Origin of the sequence: Micromonospora arborensis, from assembly GCF_003205615.1 — a bacterium.
Taxonomy (GTDB): Bacteria; Actinomycetota; Actinomycetes; order Mycobacteriales; family Micromonosporaceae; genus Micromonospora; species Micromonospora arborensis.
In genome coordinates this window covers 1-20,145 of record NZ_PYBV01000053.1, presented here as the reverse complement: position 1 = coordinate 20,145, position 20,145 = coordinate 1, and the positions used below count along the sequence as shown (strand labels likewise).

The following is a 20,145-nucleotide window of genomic DNA, read 5'->3' as shown; positions in this document are numbered from 1 at the left end:
GTCCCGCGCGGTCAGCGGCGGCGGACCGCCTCCTCCACCAGGTCGAGCACCGGGCCCAGGTCACCGGCCGGTCGGCCCATCGCCAGGTGCAGCACCAGGCCGTCGTAGGCAAGCTCCAGGAACTGGGCCAGCACGTCGATCGGTACGTCCTCGCGCAGCACCCCGGCGTCGCGTTGGCGGGCCAACCGGTCGCGGGTCGCCTCGGCGATCGCGGCGGACCGCTCCGCCCAGCGCTGGGCGAACGCCGGGTCGGTGCGCAGGCGGCGGGAGACCTCCAGTTGGCTGCCCAGCCAGCCGGTGGTGTCCGGCGAGACGGCGCGGGCGAGCAGGTCGCGCATCACCTGCACCAGACCGTTGCGGGCCACCGTCTCGACCATCGCCGCGGCGTCGTCCTCGGCGACGGCGAGGAAGAGCGAGTCCTTGTCGCGGAAGTGGTGGAAGATGGCGCCGCGGGACAGGCCGGTGGCCTCCTCGAGGCGGCGTACGGTCGCCCCCTCGTAGCCGAGCCGGGCGAAACACGCCCGCGCGGCGGCGAGGATCTCCTGCCGGCGCGCGTCGAGCTGGTCCTGGCTTACTCTGGGCACGCGTCGATCGTTGCAGGTCACCTCGGGTCACGCAAACCGTACGTACGGCTTGGTACGTCGCCGACTACCATCGCCCGGTGACCCTGCCCCACACCGTTCCCACCGCCCCGCTGACCGTGGCCACCGTTCAGGCCACCCCCACGCCGGGCGACGTCGCCGCAAACGCGGTCCGCGCGGCCGACCTGGTCCGTCAGGCTGGTGAGCGGGGTGCCCGGGTGGCCGTCCTGCCGGAGCTGTTCCTCTGCGCGTACCACCCGCCGACCCTGGCCGCCGACCCGGCCGGCACGGACGTCGCGGCCGACCCCGCCGGGATGGTCGCGGATCCCCGGCTCGACCCGCTGCGGGCCGCGGCCCGCGAAGCCGGCGTCACCGTGCTTGTCGGCGCCGCCGCCCGACACCCGGACGGTCGGCGGACCATCGCCGCGCTGGTGGTCGACCGGGCCGGCGCGGTCCGGGTCGGCTACGACAAGCAGCAGTTGTGGGGCGACGAACGTGAGCTGTTCAGCGCCGGCGATCGGGGCGCCACGCTGCTCGTGGACGACTGGCGGCTCGGGCTCGGCATCTGTTACGACGGCTGTTTCCCGGAGCACGGCCGGGCCGCCGCCCTCGACGGTGCGCACGGATACCTGTGCCCCAGCGGATACCTGGCCGGCTCCGAGCACCGTCGGGACCTTTACTACGCCGCGCGGGCCCTGGACAACACGATGTTCGTGGTCTTCTCCAACGCGGTCGGTGGCGTCGACCCGTGGCGGTTCAACGGCGGCGCGGCGGTCTACGACCCGCAGGGGCGGGTGCTGGCCCGGGGAGCCGACGACGGCACGGCGGTGCTGGTGGCGACGCTGGACCCGGCCGTGCTCGCGGCCACCCGGGCGGCCCACTCGATGCTCGCCGATCGACTGGGGGACCAGGGCGGCCCTCGGATCTCGATGTCTGGCTGACCTCGTCGTCAGGTCGGTACCCGCGGGATCTGTTGGCGGACACGTCGGTCCCGTAGGGTGCCCGAGTGCCACTGCTCCTGCTGGACCTGGACAACACCCTGCTGGATCGGGCCGGGCCGTTCCGCCGCTGGGGTGAGCGCTTCCTGGACGGCATCGGCGCGCCCCCCACCGACATCGACTGGCTGATCTCGATCGACGCCGACGGGTTGACCGACCGCTGGGATCTCGCCGACGCCATCCGGGACCGCTACGAGCTGCGCATCCCCTCGATCGACCTGGTGGAGGAGCTGCACGACGGGGTGGTGGCGCAGACCCGGCTCGACCCGCTCACCGCCTGCGCGCTGCGGATCGCCGACGACGCCGGCTGGGTGCCGGTGGTGGTCTGCAACGGCACCGTACGCGTCGAGGACGCCAAGATCCGCCGCACCGGCCTGGACCAGTACGTCGCGGACTGGGTGATCTCCGAGGAGGCCGGAGTCAGCAAACCCAACCCACGGATCTTCGCGCTCGCCGCGCAGCGGGTCCGGATGCCGCTGCGTGGCGCCTGGGTGGTCGGCGACAGCCCGGAGGCGGACATCGGCGGCGCCGCCGCGGTCGGGTTGCCCAGCGTCTGGCTGCACCGCGGGCGCACCTGGTCCGACGTCCGGTTCGCGCCGAGCCGCACCGTGGACGGGCTGATCGCCGCGGTCGCCACCGTGCTCGAGCGCTGAGGGGTTCACTCGCTCGCCACGGTCCCGACGCCGCGCGGACGGCGTTTCGATAAATCGGTTGACCGGCTGCCGCCCGGCGGCGAGCATTGTCGGCGCATCGTGCGTTCCGGGCGTGGGCCCGGTCGAGGAGAGGAGGTCGGTCATGGCCGTCTTCGCAGGTCGCTTCCAGCCGCCTTTCTCAGCCTCGATCAAGGGAACCTCACCACAGTGCGCGATCACGACCTTCCGGCGCTGGAGCGCCGGAGCCGCGGCAAGAGCCGCTTCGACGACGACGAACCGCAGTTTCTGAAGCGCGGGCGGCCCACCGAGCCGCTCGCAGACCCGGACAGCGTTCCTGACCCGGACACCGGCGAACGCTGGTCGTCCTGGGACGACGCCGTCCACGGGCCGCAGCCCCACCCGGACTGGCTGGTCACCGAGTTGGCAGCCAAGGACACCGAGTTGGGTGTGCTGAAGACCGGCAAGGAGGCGGACGTCCACCTGGTCCGCCGGGCCGTGCCCGGCAGCGACCGCTCCTGCCTGCTGGCGGTCAAGCGCTACCGCGACCCCGAACACCGGTTGTTCCACCGCGACGCCGGCTACCTGGAGGGCCGCCGGGTGCGCCGTTCCCGGGAGAACCGGGCGATGGCCGGTCGGACGGCGTTCGGCCGGCAGATGATCGCCGGGCAGTGGGCGGCGGCCGAGTTCGACGCCCTGGCGCGACTCTGGGAGATCAGCGCCGGTTACGACCGGATCGCCGTGCCGTACCCGGTGCAGTTGCGGGGCACCGAGCTGATGCTGGAGTTCGTCGGTGACGCCGAGTCGGGGGAGGCGGCGCCCCGACTCGCCCAGCTACGACCCGGCGCGGCCGAGCTGCGCGACCTGTGGGCCCAGTTGGTGGAGGCGCTGCGAGTGCTGGCCCGGGCCGGCTATGCCCACGGGGACCTGTCGCCGTACAACCTGCTCGTGCACCGGGGCCGGCTGGTCGTGATCGACCTGCCGCAGGTGGTCGACGTGGTGGCGAACCCGCAGGGGCCGGAGTTCCTGGCCCGCGACGTGCGGGTGGTCGGTACCTGGTTCGTGGCCCGGGGTCTGCCCGCCGAGCAGGTCGATCCGGGGACGTTGACCGGGGAGCTGCTCCGCGAGGCGGGCATCCGCTGACCGGAGCGGGTCGGGCGGCCGGACCGCCCGACCCGCCACGCCGGTTACTGCAGGTAGCGCTCCACCTCGGGCTTGGGGCGCTCGCCCTGTGCGTCCGGGTCGCCGTGGGTGTCCCGGGCGGCCCGCCTGCGGCGCAGGAGGTCCCAACACTGGTCGAGGGACTCCTCCAGGGCGCGCAGCCGCTCGCTGGCCTCGCCCTCGGTGCCCGACTCGTGGGCCTGGGCATCCGCCCGCAGCTTGTGTTCCTCGTCGACCAGTTCGGTGATCCGGTTCAGGATGGTCTTGTCGTCCATGACAAGAGCCTGGCACAGGGGGGCGGGCATCGCCCGGATTCGGTCGTTCCGCCGGGCGGTGCGCGTGGCCCAGGTGGCGCCCGACGCGGTCCCGGGCCGAGCCGCGGCAAACCCCTGGGCGGACCCCACCGACGGCTGATGAGTGATGTTCATCACTATCGAATATCACGGATGCCAGTTGACGTTCATGGCCGTCGCTAGCTGCGGGATCTGTGGAACGCGCGCTTCCCGACGTCCCAATCCTCCGGCGGCGCAATCCTTGCGTGTGAAAATTTCACGTCATGCGTCTAGAGGGAGGCGACCGGGCGGTGGCATGCTCCCACAAAAGTCCTAACTCCGCAGAGTCGTTCCGCGACGCCGAGTATCCACAAGGAAGTGTCAGCTCCCGTGGTAGCACCTCAGACAGCGCCGGTTCAGCCACGACGAGCGGGCTCGGTCCCGCTGCGCCACGTGGTGCCCAACCTGTTCCGTGATCCGGCCCGCGCCCTTGTCGACATGGGCGAGCGGTCGCAGGGCGAGGTGGTGAAGCTCAGTCTGGGTGTGTCCCGGCTCTACCTGGTCACCCGGCCGGAGCACCTACAGCAGGTTCTGCGCGACAAGTCCGACAACTACGTCCGCGGCGGTGACGCTCTCCAGTGGCGTCCGCTGAAGCGGTTGTTCGGTGACGGCATCCTCGGCGACGGCGAACACTGGAAGAACAGCCGCCAGGTGCTTCAGCCGTTGTTCACCGCTCGACGCGTCGACTCGCTGGTGGACCGGCTGGCCGAGGCGATCGAGGATGCGGTCGACGACCTGGACGAGCCGGCCCGCACCGGCCAACCCGTCGACATGGGCACCGTGCAGGCCCAGATCGTCTGCTCGGCGATCATGCGGGTCTTCTTCGCCGACAAGATCTCGGTGCCGCAGGCGATGCGCATCATGAAGGCGCAGGACGCGATCGCCTCGTCGGTGATGCCGCGGCTGATGGTGCCGTGGGCACCGTTGGCCATGCCGATGCCGGGCGACCGGACATTCCGTAAGGCCGTTCAACTCATTGACGACACCCTGCTCCCGATCATCCGAGCCACCCGGGAGACGGCCGAAACCGATGGGGACGACATCATCGCCACCCTGTGGCGGGGCCGCACGGAGACAGGTGGCCGGATCGAGGAGCGGCAGGTCCGGGACGACACCGTCTCCATGGTCGCCACCACCACCGAAACCACGATCAGCGTACTGACCTGGCTCTGGCCGCACATCGCTCAGGACGAGCAGATCGCCGAGCGACTGTACGAGGAGATCGACCGAGTGGTCGGCGACGCGCCGGTCCGACGCGAGCACCTACGCGAGCTGCGCTACACCCGGCAGGTGCTCGACGAACTGCTGCGGCTCTATCCGATCGGCTGGCTCTTCCCGCGTAGTGCGGTGGAAACCGACGTGATCGGTGGCGTCCGGATCGAGGCTGGTGCCACCCTCGTGGTCAGCCCGCTGATCACCCACCGGATGTCCGCGTTCTGGGACCGGCCCGAGGTCTTCGACCCCGACCGCTTCGACCCCGATCAGGTCCGCAACCGGCACCGGTACGCGCACTTCCCGTTCGGCGGCGGCCCGCACCAGTGCATCGGCATGCACCTCTTCTACCTGGAGGCGATGCTGATCGTGGCCACCGTGCTGAGCCGCTTCCGGTTCAGCCTGCAACGGCAATCGGTGCCCGGAGTCAAGGTGGCGGCAGCGCTACGGCCCCAAGAGCGTGTCGAAGTGATCCTGCGACCGGTACGGAGTGTCTCGGCATGACCGCTGGGCTCGCGTCGCTGCCGGCAACCGGTGGCGACCAGATGACGCTGGCCGCCGAGCAGGGCCGGATCTGTGCCCTCGCTGCCAAGGGCCAACGTGACCTGGCCGAACGTGCTGCGGCGTACCCCGATCTCTTCCCGGCACGGCCGTTCGACCCGGCGCTGTTCGGCAACGTCGCGATGGCGATCGCGTTCGGGGCACCCTGGTGCGACCTCGACCAGTTGCGCGTGACGAACCGGGCCGTGCTCTGGGGCTTCGCGGTCGACTGGCTCGTCGACCACGAGGCGCGTACCCGTGACGAGATCGACAGGTTGACGGCGAGCTGCCTCGCGGTGGCCGAGGGCGGCTCACCGGCGGCGGACGACCCGCTCGGCCGCTTCCTCGCCGAGTTGCGCGACGAACTCGCCGCCGTGCCGGCGTACGCGACCCACGGGGTGGTGTGGCGCACCGAGTTGCGGACGATGTTCGACGCCATGGCGCGGGAGTGGGACTGGAAGCAGACCGCCGACACCGCCGTGCTGCCCACCCTCGACGAATATCTGGCCAACGCGGCGAACCTCGCCTGCACGGTGGTCAACGTCGCGCACTGGATCCACTCCGACGATCCCGCGACGCTGGCCCACCTCGACGCGCTCGTGGCGGCCAGTGACCAGGTGCAACGGATCATCCGGCTCGTCAACGACCTGGCCAGCTACGAACGTGACAAGCGGTGGGGTGACCTCAACGCGTTGATGTTGGTGCCGGAGCGGGCCGACGTCGAGCGCCGGATCACCGACCTGGTGGCGTCCGCCCGGGAACTGCTCGACCCGTTACGCACCACCTGCCCGGTGCCGGCCGACTACCTCGCCCGGCAGATCGGCTTCAGCACGGGCTTCTACGGGTCGACCGATTTCTGGGGCGTGTCGTGACCCCCGCGCCAGCCGGCGGTGCTCGGGACGGGTCGGCGGTGGCCGCGTCGGCCCGGGAGTTGCTCGCCGCCATGATGCTCGAACCGGCGGGCCGGGTCAGCCCGTCGGTGTACGAGACCGGCCGGGTCGTCGCCGACGCGCCATGGCTCACCGGTCATGACCGACGGCTGCGGTATCTGCTGGACACGCAGCGTGCCGACGGGGGTTGGGGTGGCGCCGGCGGTTACGCCGTGGTGCCGACGGTGAGCGCGGTGGAGGCGTTGCTCGGCACACTGCGTGGCGCCCCGGCCGCCGCCCCGACCGGGCTGGGCGCCGCGGCAAGCCGGGGGCTGGGTGTGCTCGCCGAATGGCTCGGCAGAGGCACGTCGCTCCCGGACACACCGGCGGCCGACCTCATCGTGCCGGCCCTGGTGGAGCGGATCGACGACCACCTCGCGTTCTTCGCCGCACAGGGCGATCGGAGGTTCGCCGACGGGCTCCGTGCCCTGCCCCGCGTGGATCGACGGCGGCTCGACGCCGTACACGCGCTGGTGGGCAGCGGACGTCCGGTGCCGCAGAAGCTGGTGCACGCCTTCGAGGTGCTCGGGCCGGTCGCGCGCCGGCACCGCGGCGTGGTCCCGGTCGCCGGGGCCGTCGGAGCCTCGCCAGCGGCCACCGCCGCCTGGATCGGCGACCCGGCGACGCCCGGCGCCGACCCGGAGGCGCTGGCCTACCTGCGGGCGGCTGTCGGCCTTCTCGACGGGCCGGTGCCCTGCTGTACCCCGATCACGGTGTTCGAGCGGGCCTGGGCGCTGAGCGGTCTGGCCCGAGCGGGGGTGCCGGTCCGGCCCGCGCCGAAGCTCATCGCCGAGTTGTCCGCCGCGCTCGGGCCGCAGGGCGTGCCGACCGGGCCGGGGCTACCGGCCGACGCGGACACCACCTCGGTCACCCTCTACACTCTCGCCCGCCTCGGTCACCCGGTGGACCCGGCGAGCCTGCTCCACTTCGACCTCGGCACCCACTTCTGCACCTGGCAGGGGGAGGACGGGCGGTCGGTCACCACGAACGCGCACGTGCTCGAGGCGCTCGGCTGGCATGCCCGGCACACGGCGGCGGGCGCGAGCCGCTACGGCGCCCGTGCGGCCGCGTTGGCCGGGTGGCTGGGCGACGAGCAGCAGCCCGACGGCTCCTGGGCCGACCGCTGGCACGCGTCCGCGTACTACGCCACCTCGTGCGTCGTGGCGGCTCTCGACCGGTACGCCCCGGCCGGGATCGGCGGATCGGCGGTCGACCGCGCCATCGACTGGTTGGTCGCCACCCAGCGGGCGGACGGGGCCTGGGGGCGCTGGGCGGGCACCATGGAGGAGACGGCGTACGCCCTGCACGTGCTGCTGGGAGTGCGTCGACCGGTGCGGCCGGGCGTACCCGAGGCGATCGGCCGTGGGTTGCGTCACCTTTCCGAAGTGGACGATCAGCACGTCGACCCTCCCTTGTGGCATGACAAGGATCTCTACGCGCCGGTGCTGATCGTCCGAGCAGCGGTTCTCGCCGCCCGGCAGTTGGCAATGACCAGATCCGACCTGGTCAACAACCCGGATCGGTCCCTGCTCCCGTCCCGCACGGCGGTCTCATGATCAGCAGCGCTTGAGCACAGGCCCGGACGCTGCTAGCGTGCGCCGGGTCGATGCGTGCACTACGCATCTTGACTGATCGATCAATCACAGGCCGCGCCAGGGACGGTGTAATGGGTTCCCGCAGTACGAATCTGCGTACCAAGGTCGTTGCTCTACTCGTCTCGCTCGTCGCGCTCTGGGGCTTCACCGCCTGGGTCACCGTCCGGGAGGGGGTCAACCTACTCGGTGTGCAGGCGCTGGACACCAAGGTCTTCGATCCCACCGAGCCGCTGCTGATCCAGTTGCAGGTGGAGCGCCGGGAGTCGTTGACCTATCTGGGTCGACCCGACGACTCCCAGCGCGCCGCTCTGACCGAGACGCGCAAGCGCACCGACCGGTGGGCGGCGACGTTCCAGAAGTCCACCGAGAGCTGGCAGGTGGACTTGCTGGGCAGCGACACCCTCGACCAGCGGATCAAGGCTCTCGACACCGGGCTGACCGACCTGAGCAAGATCCGTACGGCGGTCGACGAACGGCGCATCGACCGGGCCGAGACGGGCGCCACCTTCACCGGGGTCATCGAGTCGATTTTTCGGGTGTACGACGCGCTCGGCAACCTCGACGACGAGCAGGTCGCCGAGGACACCTCCGCGCTGATCAGCCTGAATCGGTCCCGCGAACTGCTGTCCCAGGAGGACGCGCTGCTGGCCGGCGTGCTGGCCGCCGGCCGGATCACCCCGGCCGAACGGGCGGACTTCACCCGGATCGTCGGCGCCCGACAGTTCGTCGCCGCCTCCGCGCTGGTCCGGCTCCCCTCCGCCGACCAACGCCGCTACGAGACGATGTCGGCGGGCACCACCTTCAACCGGCTGACCGCCCTGGAGACCCAGGTCATGCAGGGCAGCGGTGCCGGCCGGCCGGCGGTCACCGCGACGGAGTGGAGCGACACCACCACCCCGGCGCTGACCGAGATCAGTGCGGTCGTGCTGGCCGGCGGCGACGGCGTGGTCGACCGGTCCACCCCGGTCGCCGTCGGTGTCGTCGTCCGGCTGGCGCTCGCCACCGGCCTCGGTCTGCTCGCCGTCATCGCCTCGATCATCGTGTCCATCACCACCGCCCGCGCCCTGGTGCGGCAGTTGGAACGGTTGCGCGACGCGGCCTTCCGCCTGGCCAACGAGCGGCTGCCCAGTGTGGTCGAGCGGCTCGGTCGTGGCGAAGAGGTCGACGTGGCGGCCGAGGCGCCACCCTTGGAATTCGGCACCGACGAGATCGGCCAGGTCGGCAAGGCCTTCAACGCGGTCCAGGAGACCGCGATCCGTACCGCCGTCGAGCAGGCCGAGCTGCGCCGCAACGTCCGCGAGGTCTTCCTCAGCCTGGCCCGGCGCACGCAGGCGCTCGTGCACCGCCAGCTCACCCTGCTGGACACGATGGAGCGCCGCGAACACGACGCGGAGGAGCTGGAGGACCTGTTCCGGGTCGACCACCTGGCCACCCGGATGCGGCGCAACGCGGAGAACCTGATCGTGCTCTCCGGCTCCACCCCCGGCCGGGCCTGGCGGCGCAACGTCCCGATGGTCGACGTGGTGCGCGGCGCCGTGGCCGAGGTCGAGGACTACACCCGGGTCAACGTGCTGCCACTCGGGCCGGTCTCGCTCGCCGGCCGCGCGGTCGGCGACATCATCCACCTGCTCGCCGAGCTGATCGAGAACGGCCTGTCGTTCTCCCCGCCGCACACCACCGTCGAGGTCCGCGGCCAGTTGGTGTCCAACGGGTTCGCCATCGAGATCGAGGACCGGGGCCTCGGCATGAGCGAGGAGGACCTGGCCGCCGCGAACCACCGGATCGTCGACCAGTCCGAGCTGAACCTCGCCAACGCCACCCGCCTCGGCCTCTACGTGGTGAGCCGGCTGACCGAGCGGCACGGCGTGCGGGTGCGGCTGAAGGAGTCCGCGTACGGCGGCACCACCGCGGTCGTGCTGATCCCGCTGGAGTTGGTCACCGAGAACGCGGCCGGCCCGGAGGACTCGGGGGCGATGCGGACCGGTTCGGCCATCCCGCTGCCGTCGGGGCCCGCCGTCGACACCGGCCGCCCGGCCGTCCTCGCCCCGCTCGCACTGGCCGCACCGACGACCGCCGCACGGGACGTACCCGAACCGGTCAGCACGGAGACGCCTATGTCGGCCGACACCGCCACCCCGACGGCACCGACCGGCGAGGCCGAGACCGTCCTGCCCACCCGGCAGCGGGCAACCCCGGCCACCGCCGCACCCGAGCTGCCCACCCGGGCCCGGCGTGGTCCGGGCCAGCCGGCCCTGGAAGCCCCGACGGTGCCTACCGGCCTGCCCGCGGTCGACCGCAACCGACCGGCGAACGACGACAGCGCGCCGGTCGTGGCAGCCGACGCCGCTCCGAGGCCCGCCCGAGCCGAGGCGGCGCGCACCGGTGCGGGCCTGCCCGTCCGGGTCCGACAGGCGAACATCGTCCCCGAACTGCGCGACGACCCGGCGGTGTCGGAGACCGACGACGAGGATGTGGCACGCGCGCCGGATCAGGTGCGCCGGATGATGAGCTCCTACCAGACGGGCACCCGACGCGGCCGCACCGACGCGGCTCGGCTGCTCGGCGGCGCTCCCGGAACTCCGGCGACCGCGCCTCCCGAGCCGGCCGACGAGGACCCACAAGCGACCTGACCGAGCACCGATGACGCGGGTTCCGTGCGGTGCGGCGGTCAAGCCCCAGACGAACACGGCGCACAGCCGGGCGAGAAGAGGACGACGAAGTGACCCAGAAGACGGCTTCGAGCGCCGACCTGACGTGGTTGCTGGATGACCTGGTAGGCCGGGTGAAGCAGGCCGAGCATGCGGTCGCGCTCTCCACCGACGGCCTGTTGATGGCCTCTACCCAGGGGCTGAGCAGGGACGACGGCGAGCACCTCGCGGCGATGGCCGCTGGCATCCAGAGCCTGGCCCGAGGCGCCGGGAAGCGTTTCGGTGGCGGGCAGGTGCAGCAGACCATCATCGAGATGCAGTCGTCGTTCCTGTTCGTCACCGCAGCCGGCCGCAACGCCTGCCTGGCGGTGCTGGCCACCGAGGACGCCGACGTCGGTCTGATCGCGTACGAGATGGCGATGCTGGTCACCCGCGTCGGCAAGTACGTCGCATCCCCGTCCCGTACCGACCAACTGGCCGGCGAGAGGTAGCGGCGATGACGGTCCAGGGGGAGTCCGCAGAGCAACAGTGGGTGGATGACCATGCGGGTCCGGTGGTGCGCCCGTACGCGGTGACGCGCGGTCGGGCCCGCCCGGTCACCGGCACGTTCGACCTGATCTCCCTGGTCACCGCGACCCGAGCCGAGGTCACGCCGGAGATCGGCATCGGTCCGGAGCATTTGGCGATCGTCGGGCTGTGCCAGCGCATACAGTCCGTCGCCGAGATCGCCGCCCATCTCGACCTGCCGGTGGGCACCATCCGGGTGCTCCTCGGTGATTTGGCGGCCCGCAGCCTGGTGCAGGTTCGCGAGCCGCAGACCACGGCCGGTCTTCCCGACAACAGCATCTTCGAGGCGGTAATCAATGGACTACGGGCACTCTGACCGGCCGGCGGGAGCGACCCCACTGCCCACCGCGATCAAGATTCTGGTCGCCGGTGGCTTCGGCGTGGGCAAGACGACCATGGTCGGCGCGGTCAGCGAGACCCGGCCGTTGCGCACCGAGGAGGTGCTGACGGAGTCCGGGGTCGGCATCGACGACCTGTCCGGGGTGGAGAGCAAGACCACCACCACCGTGGCCATGGACTTCGGCCGGATCACCATCAGCGACGACCTGGTGCTGTACCTGTTCGGCACGCCCGGACAGGACCGGTTCTGGTTCGTCTGGGACGAGCTGGCGCTGGGCGCCATCGGCGCGGTGGTGCTGGCCGACACCCGCCGGCTCGCCGACTGCTTCCCGTCGATCGACTACTTCGAGGGCCGCGGCACGCCCTTCGTGGTCGCGGTGAACTGCTTCGAGGGTGCCCGGCAGTACCGGCTCGACGAGGTGCAGGCCGCGCTGAACCTGGACCCGGGGGTGCCGGTGCTGCTCTGCGACGCCCGGCAGCGGGAGTCCAGCAAGGAGGTGCTCGTCACGCTGATGGAGCACGCCATGAAGACCCGTGAAGCCCGCCGCCGCGCCGCCAACGGAAACTGACAGAGGTTTTTCGGGGGAGGGTGTCCGGAACGGCACCGGCCGATCGTCATGCTGGCGACACCCCGAGAAACCAGGGAGCGACCAGATGAAGTACATGATGTTCGTCTGCACCGACAGCGAGCCGGACACCGACCCGACCGACGTACCCGACATCGACAAGTGGGTGGCCGAGAACGACTCCCGCGGTCGACGCCTCACCGGTGACCAGTTGGCGCCGAGCACCGCGGCCACCACGATCCGGGTACGCGGCGGCGAACTGCTCGTCTCCGAGGGGCCGTTCGCGGAGACCACGGAGGTGATCGTGGGCTTCGACCTGCTCGACTGCGCCGACCTGGACGAGGCGATCGAGGTGGCGCGGGCGCACCCGATGGCCCGACACGGGCGGCTGGAACTGCGCCCGTTCGCGGACCTGTCCGCCTGACCGGTGTCCACACCGCAGCGCCGGCCGCCGCACACCGAGGCGTCGGCCGGCGCGGCCGCGGCGGATGCCGTCGCGGCCGCCAGCGTCGAGGCGTACCCCCGGATCGTCGCGGCCCTGATCCGGGTCACCGGGGACTGGGCGCTGGCCGAGGACTGCGCCCAGGAGGCGCTGGCCGTCGCCCTGGAACGCTGGCCCGGCGACGGTGTGCCGACCAACCCGGGTGGCTGGCTCATGACGGTGGCCCGTAACCGGGCGCTCGACGTGCTGCGTCGGGCCACGGTGGAGCGCCGCAAGCTGCGCGACCTGGCGCTCCTCACGCCGGCCGACGGGCAGCCCGAGCCCGAGACGGGGGAGGACGTGGTCGACGACCGACTGCGCCTGATCTTCACCTGCTGCCACCCGGCGCTGGCGATCGAGGCCCGGGTGGCGCTGACCCTGCGGACCGTGTGCGGTGTGCCGACCGGTGACATCGCTCGACTCCTGCTGGTCAGCGAGTCGACGATGACCCGACGGCTGACCCGTGCCCGGACCCGCATCGCGCAGGCCGGCATCCCGTACCGGGTGCCGAGCGGGCCGGCGCTGCCCGAGCGGCTGCCCGGCGTCCTCGCCGTGCTGTACCTGCTGTTCACCCGGGGCTACGTGCCCGACGGCGAGCCGGCCTTCGCGGCCGAGGCGATCCGGCTGGCGCGGCTGCTCGACCGGCTGATGCCGGAGCAGTCCGAGGTGGCCGCGCTGCTGGCGCTGTTCCTGTTCCAGCACTCCCGTGCCGAGGCCCGCCGCGACGCCGCCGGCAACCTGCTCACCCTGCAGCGGCAGGATCGCCTCCGGTGGGACCGCGCCGCCATCGCCGAGGGCCTGGCCGCGCTCGACCGGGTACGCCACGACGGCCCGTACGCGTGGCAGGCCCGGATCGCCGCCTGCCACGCCACTGCCACGTCCGCCGACTCCACCGACTGGCGGGCGATCGCACGGGCCTACGACGCGCTGATCGGCATCCAGCCCTCGCCGGTGATCGCGCTGAACCGTGCGGTCGCGCACGGCCACGCGTACGGGCCGGTCGTCGGGTTGGGGCTGCTCGAAGCGGCGCGTGCCGGGGGTGGGCTGGACGGCAACCCGCACGCCGTGGCGGTGGAGGCCGATCTGGTGGCCCGGCAGGGCGACCGGCTGCGCGCCGCCACCCTGTTCCGGGAAGCTGCGGCGATGGTCGGCTCGGCCGCCGAACGTCGCGCGTTGCTCGACCGGGCGGCCGAACTCGCCCGGTAGGACAGTGGGGGTCAGCCGCGCTTGGCCAACACCAGGAACCGGGCCCAGGCCGCCGGGTCGAAGGCGAGCGCCGGACCGGCCGGGTCCTTGGAGTCACGTACGCCGATGACACCCGCGAGGTTGTCGGCCACCTCGACGCAGTCGCCGCCGTTGTTGCCACTCCTGGTGCTCTTGCGCCACCGAGCGCCGGTCAGGTCCATGATGCCGCCGCTTCCTTGATCAGATTGAGGGACTGCGCACGCGACAGGGCTCCGTCGCGAATGCGTTCCCACCGTCGATCCAGGGTAGCAACGTCGGCTGCCTTGTCGATGAGTTGCGCTTGCGCCTGACTGTCGACGTGCGCGACCCGCGCCCCGTCCGGCATCTCCGCCACGGTGAACGGCCCACCGAGGCCCGGATACATGCCGACGTCGGCGGGCACCACGAACAGCGACACGTTCGGCAGCGCGGCCTGCTCGGCCAGCCGTTCGCACTGCTCGCGCATCATGGCCCGGTCGCCGTCGAGGGTGCGTCGGAGGACGCCCTCGTCGAGGACCGCGACGAGCAGGGGCGGGCGTTCCCGGCGCAGGACGGCCTGCCGGCTCAGCCGTGCCTCGGCGAGATCGTCGGCCTCGGCCGGTGTCAGCGCCTCACCAACCAGCGTCGCCAGCGCGTACGCCTTCGTCTGGAAGAGTCCAGGTATCCACGCGAGTTGAAATGACCGCAGCGACAGCGCCTCGCGCTCGATCTCGGCCCAGGGCCGGAACCAGGCCGGTGCTCTGCGCTTCAACGCGTCCGGCCACAGCTCGTCAACGTTCCGACCGAGCAGCTCGGCGACCCGCGCGCGATGACGCGTCTGTGGGATTCGTCCCCTGCTCGCCCACTTCGCTGCCGTTTTCGGATCGACGCCAATCTGAGCAGCGAGAGTGTCCGCTGTGTAGCCTCTCTCGACCATCGCCGCCTGTACGGCTCGATTCATCTCCATGCCCTCCAGAACGTTCCAGACGTCGGAAGGTCATACTTCTACGCGGTGTAATTGTTTGGCAACCCTCGGCAGGGTGCTGTGTGTGGACAGTATCGAAGAGGGGCCCCGGCCGACCTCGCCCCGGGCGATCACCGCCGGCCCGACCGGATCACCGCACCCTGCGTACCGTGGCCCGGGTCGCGCGGCGAACGTCGTACCCGAAGCACGCTGGCGATCCCGGTGCGGCCCGCCGGCCGCGCACACCGCCGACGGCCCGCTGTGGACGTGCGACGCCTGCGGGCGGGACTGGCCCTGCCCGGCGACGCGAGCGACCCCGACGGACGCCGCCCGCCGCGCGACCCTGATCCCCGAGTTCTCACGGATCACCCGCCGGGCGATCCGCGACCTGCGCGGCCGGCCGGGCGGGCCCGATCCGATCGCCATCGTCCGTCGTTTCCTCTGGTTCCTGCCGCTCACCGACGAGGAGGCCCGCGCGGTAGCGCTGCGGCTGCGCTGAGCGCTCACTTCGTCGGGTTGACCCCATCCGCGAGCGGATGAGTCACGCCACCAGGATCGGTACGTCGTACTTCTGGATGCGGTCGTCCCGGGTGACCAGGGTCAGCCCTTCGTGCAGGGCCTGCGCGACCAGCATCCGGTCGAAGGGATCCCGATGGATCAGCGGCAGCCGACCAGCCGCGATGGCGTGATCGTGGCGGATCGTGAGTTCCCGCAGTTCGGCGTCACGGACCCGTTCGGCGAGGTCGGTCGGGCCGGGTAACTTGCCCAGCGACTGTTTGATCGCGATCTCCCACAGCGTGACCGGGCTCAGGTACACGTCGGGTTCGGTGTCGATGCGGTCCTTGATGTCAGTGGCGAGGACCGGGTCATCGGTCAGCCACCAGAGCACCACATGCGTGTCGAGCAAGAGCCTCATCCGGACAACCCGAAGTCGCGAGCAACCTCGTCGTTGACCTCGTCGGAATCCCAGTCACCGGTGAGGTCCAGCGCACCGCGCAGAGACCCGCGACCGGTGCGTGTCGTACGACGAAGAGGAATGACCTTGGCGACCGGGGTACCAGCCCGGCTGATCACGATCTCCTCGCCGTGCTCGACCCGTTCGATGATGCGTGACAGGTTCGTCTTCGCATCGTGGATGTTGAACTGCGCCGCAGCTTCACCGGCCACCGTGGCACCTCCTTAGCTAAGAGGTTAGCCCGTGGCGTGGTCCGGCAGGGGGAGCGACCCGGGAACGACGCAGGCTCCCTCCCGCCGAGGGCGGGAAGGAGCCTGGTGACGTCGGTACGTCAGTTGGCGATCATGCGGCGCAGCACGTACTGCAGGATGCCGCCGTGCCGGTAGTAGTCCGCCTCACCGGGAGTGTCGATCCGCACCACGGCGTCGAACTCCACGCCGGTGTCGGTGCTGACGTGCACGGTGCGCGGGGTCTCGCCGTCGTTGAGCGCGGTCACCCCGGTGATGGTGAACGACTCCGTGCCGGTGAGGCCGAGCGACTCGGCGGTCACGTCCACCGGGAACTGCAGCGGCAGCACGCCCATGCCGATCAGGTTGGAGCGGTGGATCCGCTCGTACGACTCGGCGATGACCGCCCGGACGCCCAGCAGCATCGTGCCCTTGGCCGCCCAGTCCCGCGACGAACCGGAGCCGTACTCCTTGCCGGCCAGCACGACCAGCGGGATACCGGCCTCCTGGTAGGCAACGGAGGCGTCGTAGATCGAGGTCTGCTCGCCGGTGAGGTGGTTGACGGTGAAACCGCCCTCCACCCCGGGCACCAGCTGGTTACGCAGCCGGATGTTGGCGAAGGTGCCCCGGATCATGACCTCGTGGTTGCCCCGGCGGGAACCGTACGAGTTGAACTCGTGGCGCGGCACGCCGTGCTCGGCGAGGTACGTGCCGGCCGGGGAGTCGGCCTTGATCGCGCCGGCCGGCGAGATGTGGTCGGTGGTCACCGAGTCACCCAGCTTGGCCAGCACCCGGGCGTCGGCGATGTCCACGACCGGGCTCGGCTCCTGCTGCATGCCCTCGAAGTACGGGGGCTTGCGCACGTAGGTGGAGTCGCTCTCCCAGGCGAAGGTGTCACCGGTCGGGGTGGGCAGCGACTGCCACCGCTCGTCGCCGGCGAAGACGTCGGCGTACGCCGCGCTGAACCCGGTGGCACCGATCGCCTGGGCGATGACGTCCTGGATCTCGGCGCTGTTCGGCCAGATCTCGCGCAGGTAGACCGGGTTGCCCTCGGTGTCCTCACCGATCGGCTCGTTGGCCAGGTCGATGTCCATCGTGCCGGCGAGGGCGTACGCGACCACCAGCGGCGGGGACGCCAGGTAGTTCATCTTGACGTCCGGGTTGATCCGGCCCTCGAAGTTCCGGTTGCCCGAAAGCACCGAGACCACTGACAGGTCGTGCTCGTTGACCGCAGCGGACACCTCCTCGGGCAGCGGGCCCGAGTTGCCGATGCAGGTGGTGCAGCCGTAGCCGACCAGGTTGAAGCCGAGCTTGTTCAGGTACGGCGTGAGACCGGCCCGCTCGTAGTAGTCCATGACGACCTTCGAGCCGGGCGCCAGGGTGGTCTTCACCCACGGCTTGCGGAGCAGGCCCTTCTCGACCGCGTTACGGGCCAGCAGCGCGGCACCGATCATCACCTGCGGGTTGGACGTGTTGGTGCACGAGGTGATCGCGGCGATCACCACGGCGCCGTGGTCCAGCTCGTACTCCACGCCGTCGGAACCGGTGACCCGGATCGGGTTGCTGGCCCGGCCACCGGCACCGGCCGCCGCGGTCTCCAGGTCGCGCGGCTCGTCGGCCGGGTCGCTGAACTCGTTGGCCGGCGGGTCGCTGGCGGGGAAGGACTCGGCGCTGGCCTCGTCGGCCGGCCCGTTGGCACCGCGCGGCAACTCCTCGCGCGCCACGCTCGGCTTGAGGTCGCGCTCACCGACGGTGTCGTCGGCGACGTAGTCGGTCAACGCGGAGCGGAACAGCGTCTTGGCGCTGCCCAGCGGCACCCGGTCCTGCGGGCGCTTCGGGCCGGCGAGCGACGGCTCGATGGTGCCCAGATCCAGCTCCAGGCGCTCCGAGTAGGCCGGCTCGGCCTCCGGGTCGTGCCACAGGCCCTGCTCCTTGGCGTACGCCTCGACGAGCGCGACCTGAGCGGCGTCGCGGCCGGTCAGCTCCAGGTAGCGGACCGTCTCCGCGTCGATCGGGAAGATCGCCACGGTGGAGCCGTACTCCGGGGACATGTTGCCGATGGTGGCCCGGTTGGCCAGCGGCACGGCGCTCACGCCGGGGCCGTAGAACTCGACGAACTTGCCGACCACGCCGTGCTTGCGCAGCATCTCGGTGATGGTCAGCACCAGGTCGGTGGCGGTGGTGCCGGCCGGCATCTCGCCGGAGAGCTTGAAGCCCACCACCCGGGGGATCAGCATGCTGACCGGCTGGCCGAGCATCGCGGCCTCGGCCTCGATACCGCCGACGCCCCAGCCCAGCACGCCCAGGCCGTTGACCATCGTGGTGTGCGAGTCGGTGCCGACCACGGTGTCCGGGTAGGCCTGGCCGTTGCGCTCCATGATGGTGCGAGCCAGGTACTCGATGTTGACCTGGTGCACGATGCCGGTGCCCGGCGGGACGACCTTGAACTCGTTGAACGCGGTCTGACCCCAGCGCAGGAACTGGTAGCGCTCCTTGTTGCGCTCGTACTCCAGCTCGACGTTGCGGGCGAACGCGTCCTCGCGGCCGAACAGGTCGGCGATCACCGAGTGGTCGATGACCAGCTCGGCCGGGGCCAGGGGGTTGACCTTGCTGGCGTCGCCGCCCAGGTCGCGCACGGCCTCGCGCATGGTGGCCAGGTCGACCACGCAGGGCACACCGGTGAAGTCCTGCATGAGCACCCGCGCCGGGGTGAACTGGATCTCGACGCTGGGGGCGGCGGTGGGGTCCCACCCGCCGAGCTGGCGGATGTGGTCGGCGGTGATGTTCGCGCCGTCCTCGGTCCGCAGCAGGTTCTCCAGCAGGATCTTCAGGCTGTACGGCAGTCGGGCGTAGCCCTCCACCTTGTCGATCTTGAAAATCTCGTAGCTCGCGTCTCCGACGCGTAGCTGGGTCTTCGCACCGAAGGTGTCGAGGCTCGCCACGTCGTACTCCTTCATACCAGCGACCGTGAGTAGTCCTGAGCAGTCTGTCGCACCGGTTGGGGTGCCGCCGAGGTTAGGTGACACTTACCGCCGATTCCGCTCTCAACAAAACCGTACGTCCGTCTTGCTAGTTGCGCAACCCGAGTGCCGGCTCCCGGCCCCGCCTCACCCCTAGCCTCCTAGGACGGCTTGCGCGGTGTGCGCGCTCCTACGCTGAACGCCAGCGGCACCTGCGACCGGCGGCGCCTGGGGTCCGGCGGCGCCTGGGGTCCGGCGGCGCCTGGGGTCCGGCCCGCCACCGGTAGGGTTCGAGGCCCATCAAGGCCCGCACAGGCCCGCCGGGGCCCGCCGGGAAAGGGGTCAACCGATGTTCGACGTCCAGCACTGGCTGGTGTCGCTGCCGCCGATCGCGGTCTACCTGCTCGTCGGCGGGGTGATCGGCGTGGAGAGCATGGGCATCCCCCTGCCCGGTGAGATCGTCCTGGTCAGCTCCGCCCTGCTCGCCGCCACCGGCGTAGTGGAACCGGAGTGGGTCGCCACCGCCGCTGCGGTCGGCGCCATCGTCGGCGACTCCATCGGGTACGCCGTTGGCCGCCGCGGCGGTCGTCCGCTGCTCGCCCGGCTGGGCAGGCGGTTCCCGAAGCACCTCGGCCCGCCGCAGCTCGCCCGTGCCGAGCAGAGCTTCGCCCGGTACGGCGTCTGGGCGGTCTTCTTCGGCCGGTTCGTCGCACTGCTGCGGATCCTCGCCGGGCCGCTCGCCGGAGCACTGCACGTGCCCTACCGCCGATTCCTGCTGGCCAACGCGGCAGGCGGGCTGGTCTGGGCCTTCGGCACGACGTACCTGCTGTTCACCGTGGGCCGGGCGGCCGAGCACTGGCTCAAGGACATCTCCTGGGCCGGGCTGATCCTGGCGGTGCTCGCCGGCCTTGGCAGCACCTGGTGGCTGCGCCGACGCGCGCACCGCGTCGAGGCCGCCGACGGCGTGCAGGCGGCCGAGGTGGCCCCCGACGGTCAGGTGGCCCCCGACGGTCAGGTGGTCCCCGACGGTCAGGTGGCCCCGGGCGGTCAGGCGGCTGAGGTAGCCCCCGACGTCGATTCGATCCGCGCGGGCAACGGGCACTGACTCAGGCATGCCGAAGGGCCGGGCCCCGTGGTGGGGTCCGGCCCTTCGGTCGTTGCTGGGCTGGTCAGCCGTCTGGTCGGTGCTGGTTGGTCAACCCTGGTCGTGCTGGTGTGGGTCAGTTGGTGGCGTAGC

The 20,145-nt window shown here is 71.3% G+C and carries 21 protein-coding genes; 14 read left to right on the top strand and 7 right to left on the bottom strand.

The window, feature by feature from the left end; translation table 11 throughout:
- Positions 1 to 11: 11 nt before the first annotated feature.
- On the bottom strand, positions 12 to 584 hold the full coding sequence (locus tag C7C45_RS30260; RefSeq protein WP_110567846.1) for a TetR/AcrR family transcriptional regulator: 573 nt from the start codon (positions 582 to 584) through the stop codon (positions 12 to 14).
- A gap of 77 nt (positions 585 to 661) precedes the next feature.
- Between C7C45_RS30260 and C7C45_RS30255 the strand changes: the two genes are divergently transcribed.
- From C7C45_RS30255 to C7C45_RS30245, 3 genes are all read left to right on the top strand, one after another.
- Positions 662 to 1,522, top strand: coding sequence for a carbon-nitrogen hydrolase family protein (locus tag C7C45_RS30255; RefSeq protein ID WP_244200651.1), 861 nt, complete (start codon positions 662 to 664; stop codon positions 1,520 to 1,522).
- A 65-nt stretch (positions 1,523 to 1,587) separates the two neighbouring features.
- Positions 1,588 to 2,232, top strand: coding sequence for an HAD family hydrolase (locus tag C7C45_RS30250; protein ID WP_110567844.1), 645 nt, complete (start codon positions 1,588 to 1,590; stop codon positions 2,230 to 2,232).
- A 207-nt stretch (positions 2,233 to 2,439) separates the two neighbouring features.
- Positions 2,440 to 3,372, top strand: coding sequence for a serine protein kinase RIO (locus C7C45_RS30245; RefSeq protein ID WP_110567842.1), 933 nt, complete (start codon positions 2,440 to 2,442; stop codon positions 3,370 to 3,372).
- 44 nt (positions 3,373 to 3,416) lie between these two features.
- On the opposite strand, the gene C7C45_RS30240 is transcribed toward C7C45_RS30245, so the two are convergent.
- On the bottom strand, positions 3,417 to 3,665 hold the full coding sequence (locus C7C45_RS30240; RefSeq protein ID WP_110567885.1) for a DUF2630 family protein: 249 nt from the start codon (positions 3,663 to 3,665) through the stop codon (positions 3,417 to 3,419).
- 495 nt (positions 3,666 to 4,160) lie between these two features.
- Between C7C45_RS30240 and C7C45_RS30235 the strand changes: the two genes are divergently transcribed.
- The 9 genes from C7C45_RS30235 (at position 4,161) to C7C45_RS30195 (ending at position 13,805) form a co-directional block, all read left to right on the top strand.
- Positions 4,161 to 5,438 carry a cytochrome P450 gene (locus C7C45_RS30235; RefSeq protein ID WP_110567883.1) on the top strand — a complete coding sequence of 426 codons (1,278 nt, stop codon included), beginning with the start codon at positions 4,161 to 4,163 and terminating at the stop codon, positions 5,436 to 5,438.
- A complete protein-coding gene (locus C7C45_RS30230; RefSeq protein ID WP_110567840.1) occupies positions 5,435 to 6,346 on the top strand; it encodes a terpene synthase family protein in 912 nt (303 codons plus the stop codon). Before C7C45_RS30235 ends, C7C45_RS30230 begins: the two co-directional genes overlap by 4 nt.
- Positions 6,343 to 7,959: a prenyltransferase/squalene oxidase repeat-containing protein gene (locus tag C7C45_RS30225; protein WP_244200650.1), complete on the top strand. Its 1,617-nt coding sequence runs from the start codon at positions 6,343 to 6,345 to the stop codon at positions 7,957 to 7,959. Before C7C45_RS30230 ends, C7C45_RS30225 begins: the two co-directional genes overlap by 4 nt.
- A gap of 110 nt (positions 7,960 to 8,069) precedes the next feature.
- On the top strand, positions 8,070 to 10,628 hold the full coding sequence (locus C7C45_RS30220; RefSeq protein WP_110567838.1) for a sensor histidine kinase: 2,559 nt from the start codon (positions 8,070 to 8,072) through the stop codon (positions 10,626 to 10,628).
- Between the two features lie 89 nt (positions 10,629 to 10,717).
- The gene (locus tag C7C45_RS30215; protein ID WP_110567836.1) at positions 10,718 to 11,137 is read left to right on the top strand and encodes a roadblock/LC7 domain-containing protein; all 420 of its coding nucleotides are present in this window, start codon (positions 10,718 to 10,720) and stop codon (positions 11,135 to 11,137) included.
- Between the two features lie 5 nt (positions 11,138 to 11,142).
- Positions 11,143 to 11,529 (top strand): DUF742 domain-containing protein, encoded by a 387-nt coding sequence (locus C7C45_RS30210; protein ID WP_110567834.1) that lies wholly within the window; start codon positions 11,143 to 11,145, stop codon positions 11,527 to 11,529.
- The gene (locus C7C45_RS30205; RefSeq protein ID WP_110567831.1) at positions 11,510 to 12,121 is read left to right on the top strand and encodes a GTP-binding protein; all 612 of its coding nucleotides are present in this window, start codon (positions 11,510 to 11,512) and stop codon (positions 12,119 to 12,121) included. The genes C7C45_RS30210 and C7C45_RS30205 overlap by 20 nt, the downstream gene beginning before the upstream one ends.
- Before the next feature lie 85 nt (positions 12,122 to 12,206).
- Positions 12,207 to 12,542, top strand: a complete 336-nt coding sequence (locus tag C7C45_RS30200) for a YciI family protein (RefSeq protein ID WP_110567829.1) — start codon at positions 12,207 to 12,209, stop codon at positions 12,540 to 12,542.
- Positions 12,543 to 12,545: 3 nt separating this feature from the next.
- Positions 12,546 to 13,805: an RNA polymerase sigma factor gene (locus C7C45_RS30195; RefSeq protein ID WP_110567827.1), complete on the top strand. Its 1,260-nt coding sequence runs from the start codon at positions 12,546 to 12,548 to the stop codon at positions 13,803 to 13,805.
- 11 nt (positions 13,806 to 13,816) lie between these two features.
- Here the strand turns inward: C7C45_RS30195 and C7C45_RS30190 are convergent, their stop codons facing one another.
- Both C7C45_RS30190 and C7C45_RS30185 read right to left on the bottom strand, forming a co-directional pair.
- Positions 13,817 to 14,005, bottom strand: coding sequence for a DUF397 domain-containing protein (locus C7C45_RS30190; protein ID WP_110567826.1), 189 nt, complete (start codon positions 14,003 to 14,005; stop codon positions 13,817 to 13,819).
- A complete protein-coding gene (locus C7C45_RS30185; protein ID WP_110567879.1) occupies positions 13,996 to 14,763 on the bottom strand; it encodes a Scr1 family TA system antitoxin-like transcriptional regulator in 768 nt (255 codons plus the stop codon). The genes C7C45_RS30190 and C7C45_RS30185 overlap by 10 nt, the downstream gene beginning before the upstream one ends.
- A gap of 88 nt (positions 14,764 to 14,851) precedes the next feature.
- On the opposite strand from C7C45_RS30185, the gene C7C45_RS35295 reads away from it, so the two are divergent.
- On the top strand, positions 14,852 to 15,265 hold the full coding sequence (locus tag C7C45_RS35295; RefSeq protein ID WP_244200649.1) for a hypothetical protein: 414 nt from the start codon (positions 14,852 to 14,854) through the stop codon (positions 15,263 to 15,265).
- 42 nt (positions 15,266 to 15,307) lie between these two features.
- Here the strand turns inward: C7C45_RS35295 and C7C45_RS30175 are convergent, their stop codons facing one another.
- The 3 genes from C7C45_RS30175 to C7C45_RS30165 all read right to left on the bottom strand — a co-directional run bounded on the left by C7C45_RS30175 (position 15,308) and on the right by C7C45_RS30165 (position 18,905).
- Complete coding sequence (locus C7C45_RS30175; RefSeq protein WP_110567824.1) at positions 15,308 to 15,682, bottom strand: type II toxin-antitoxin system VapC family toxin; 375 nt, start codon at positions 15,680 to 15,682, stop codon at positions 15,308 to 15,310.
- Positions 15,679 to 15,933, bottom strand: coding sequence for a type II toxin-antitoxin system Phd/YefM family antitoxin (locus tag C7C45_RS30170; RefSeq protein ID WP_110567822.1), 255 nt, complete (start codon positions 15,931 to 15,933; stop codon positions 15,679 to 15,681). Before C7C45_RS30170 ends, C7C45_RS30175 begins: the two co-directional genes overlap by 4 nt.
- A gap of 119 nt (positions 15,934 to 16,052) precedes the next feature.
- Complete coding sequence (locus C7C45_RS30165) at positions 16,053 to 18,905, bottom strand: aconitate hydratase (RefSeq protein WP_110567820.1); 2,853 nt, start codon at positions 18,903 to 18,905, stop codon at positions 16,053 to 16,055.
- Between the two features lie 352 nt (positions 18,906 to 19,257).
- Here C7C45_RS30165 and C7C45_RS30160 point away from each other — a divergent pair, with 352 nt between their 5' ends.
- Complete coding sequence (locus C7C45_RS30160; protein ID WP_244200648.1) at positions 19,258 to 20,013, top strand: DedA family protein; 756 nt, start codon at positions 19,258 to 19,260, stop codon at positions 20,011 to 20,013.
- The last annotated feature ends 132 nt before the right edge of the window (positions 20,014 to 20,145 follow it).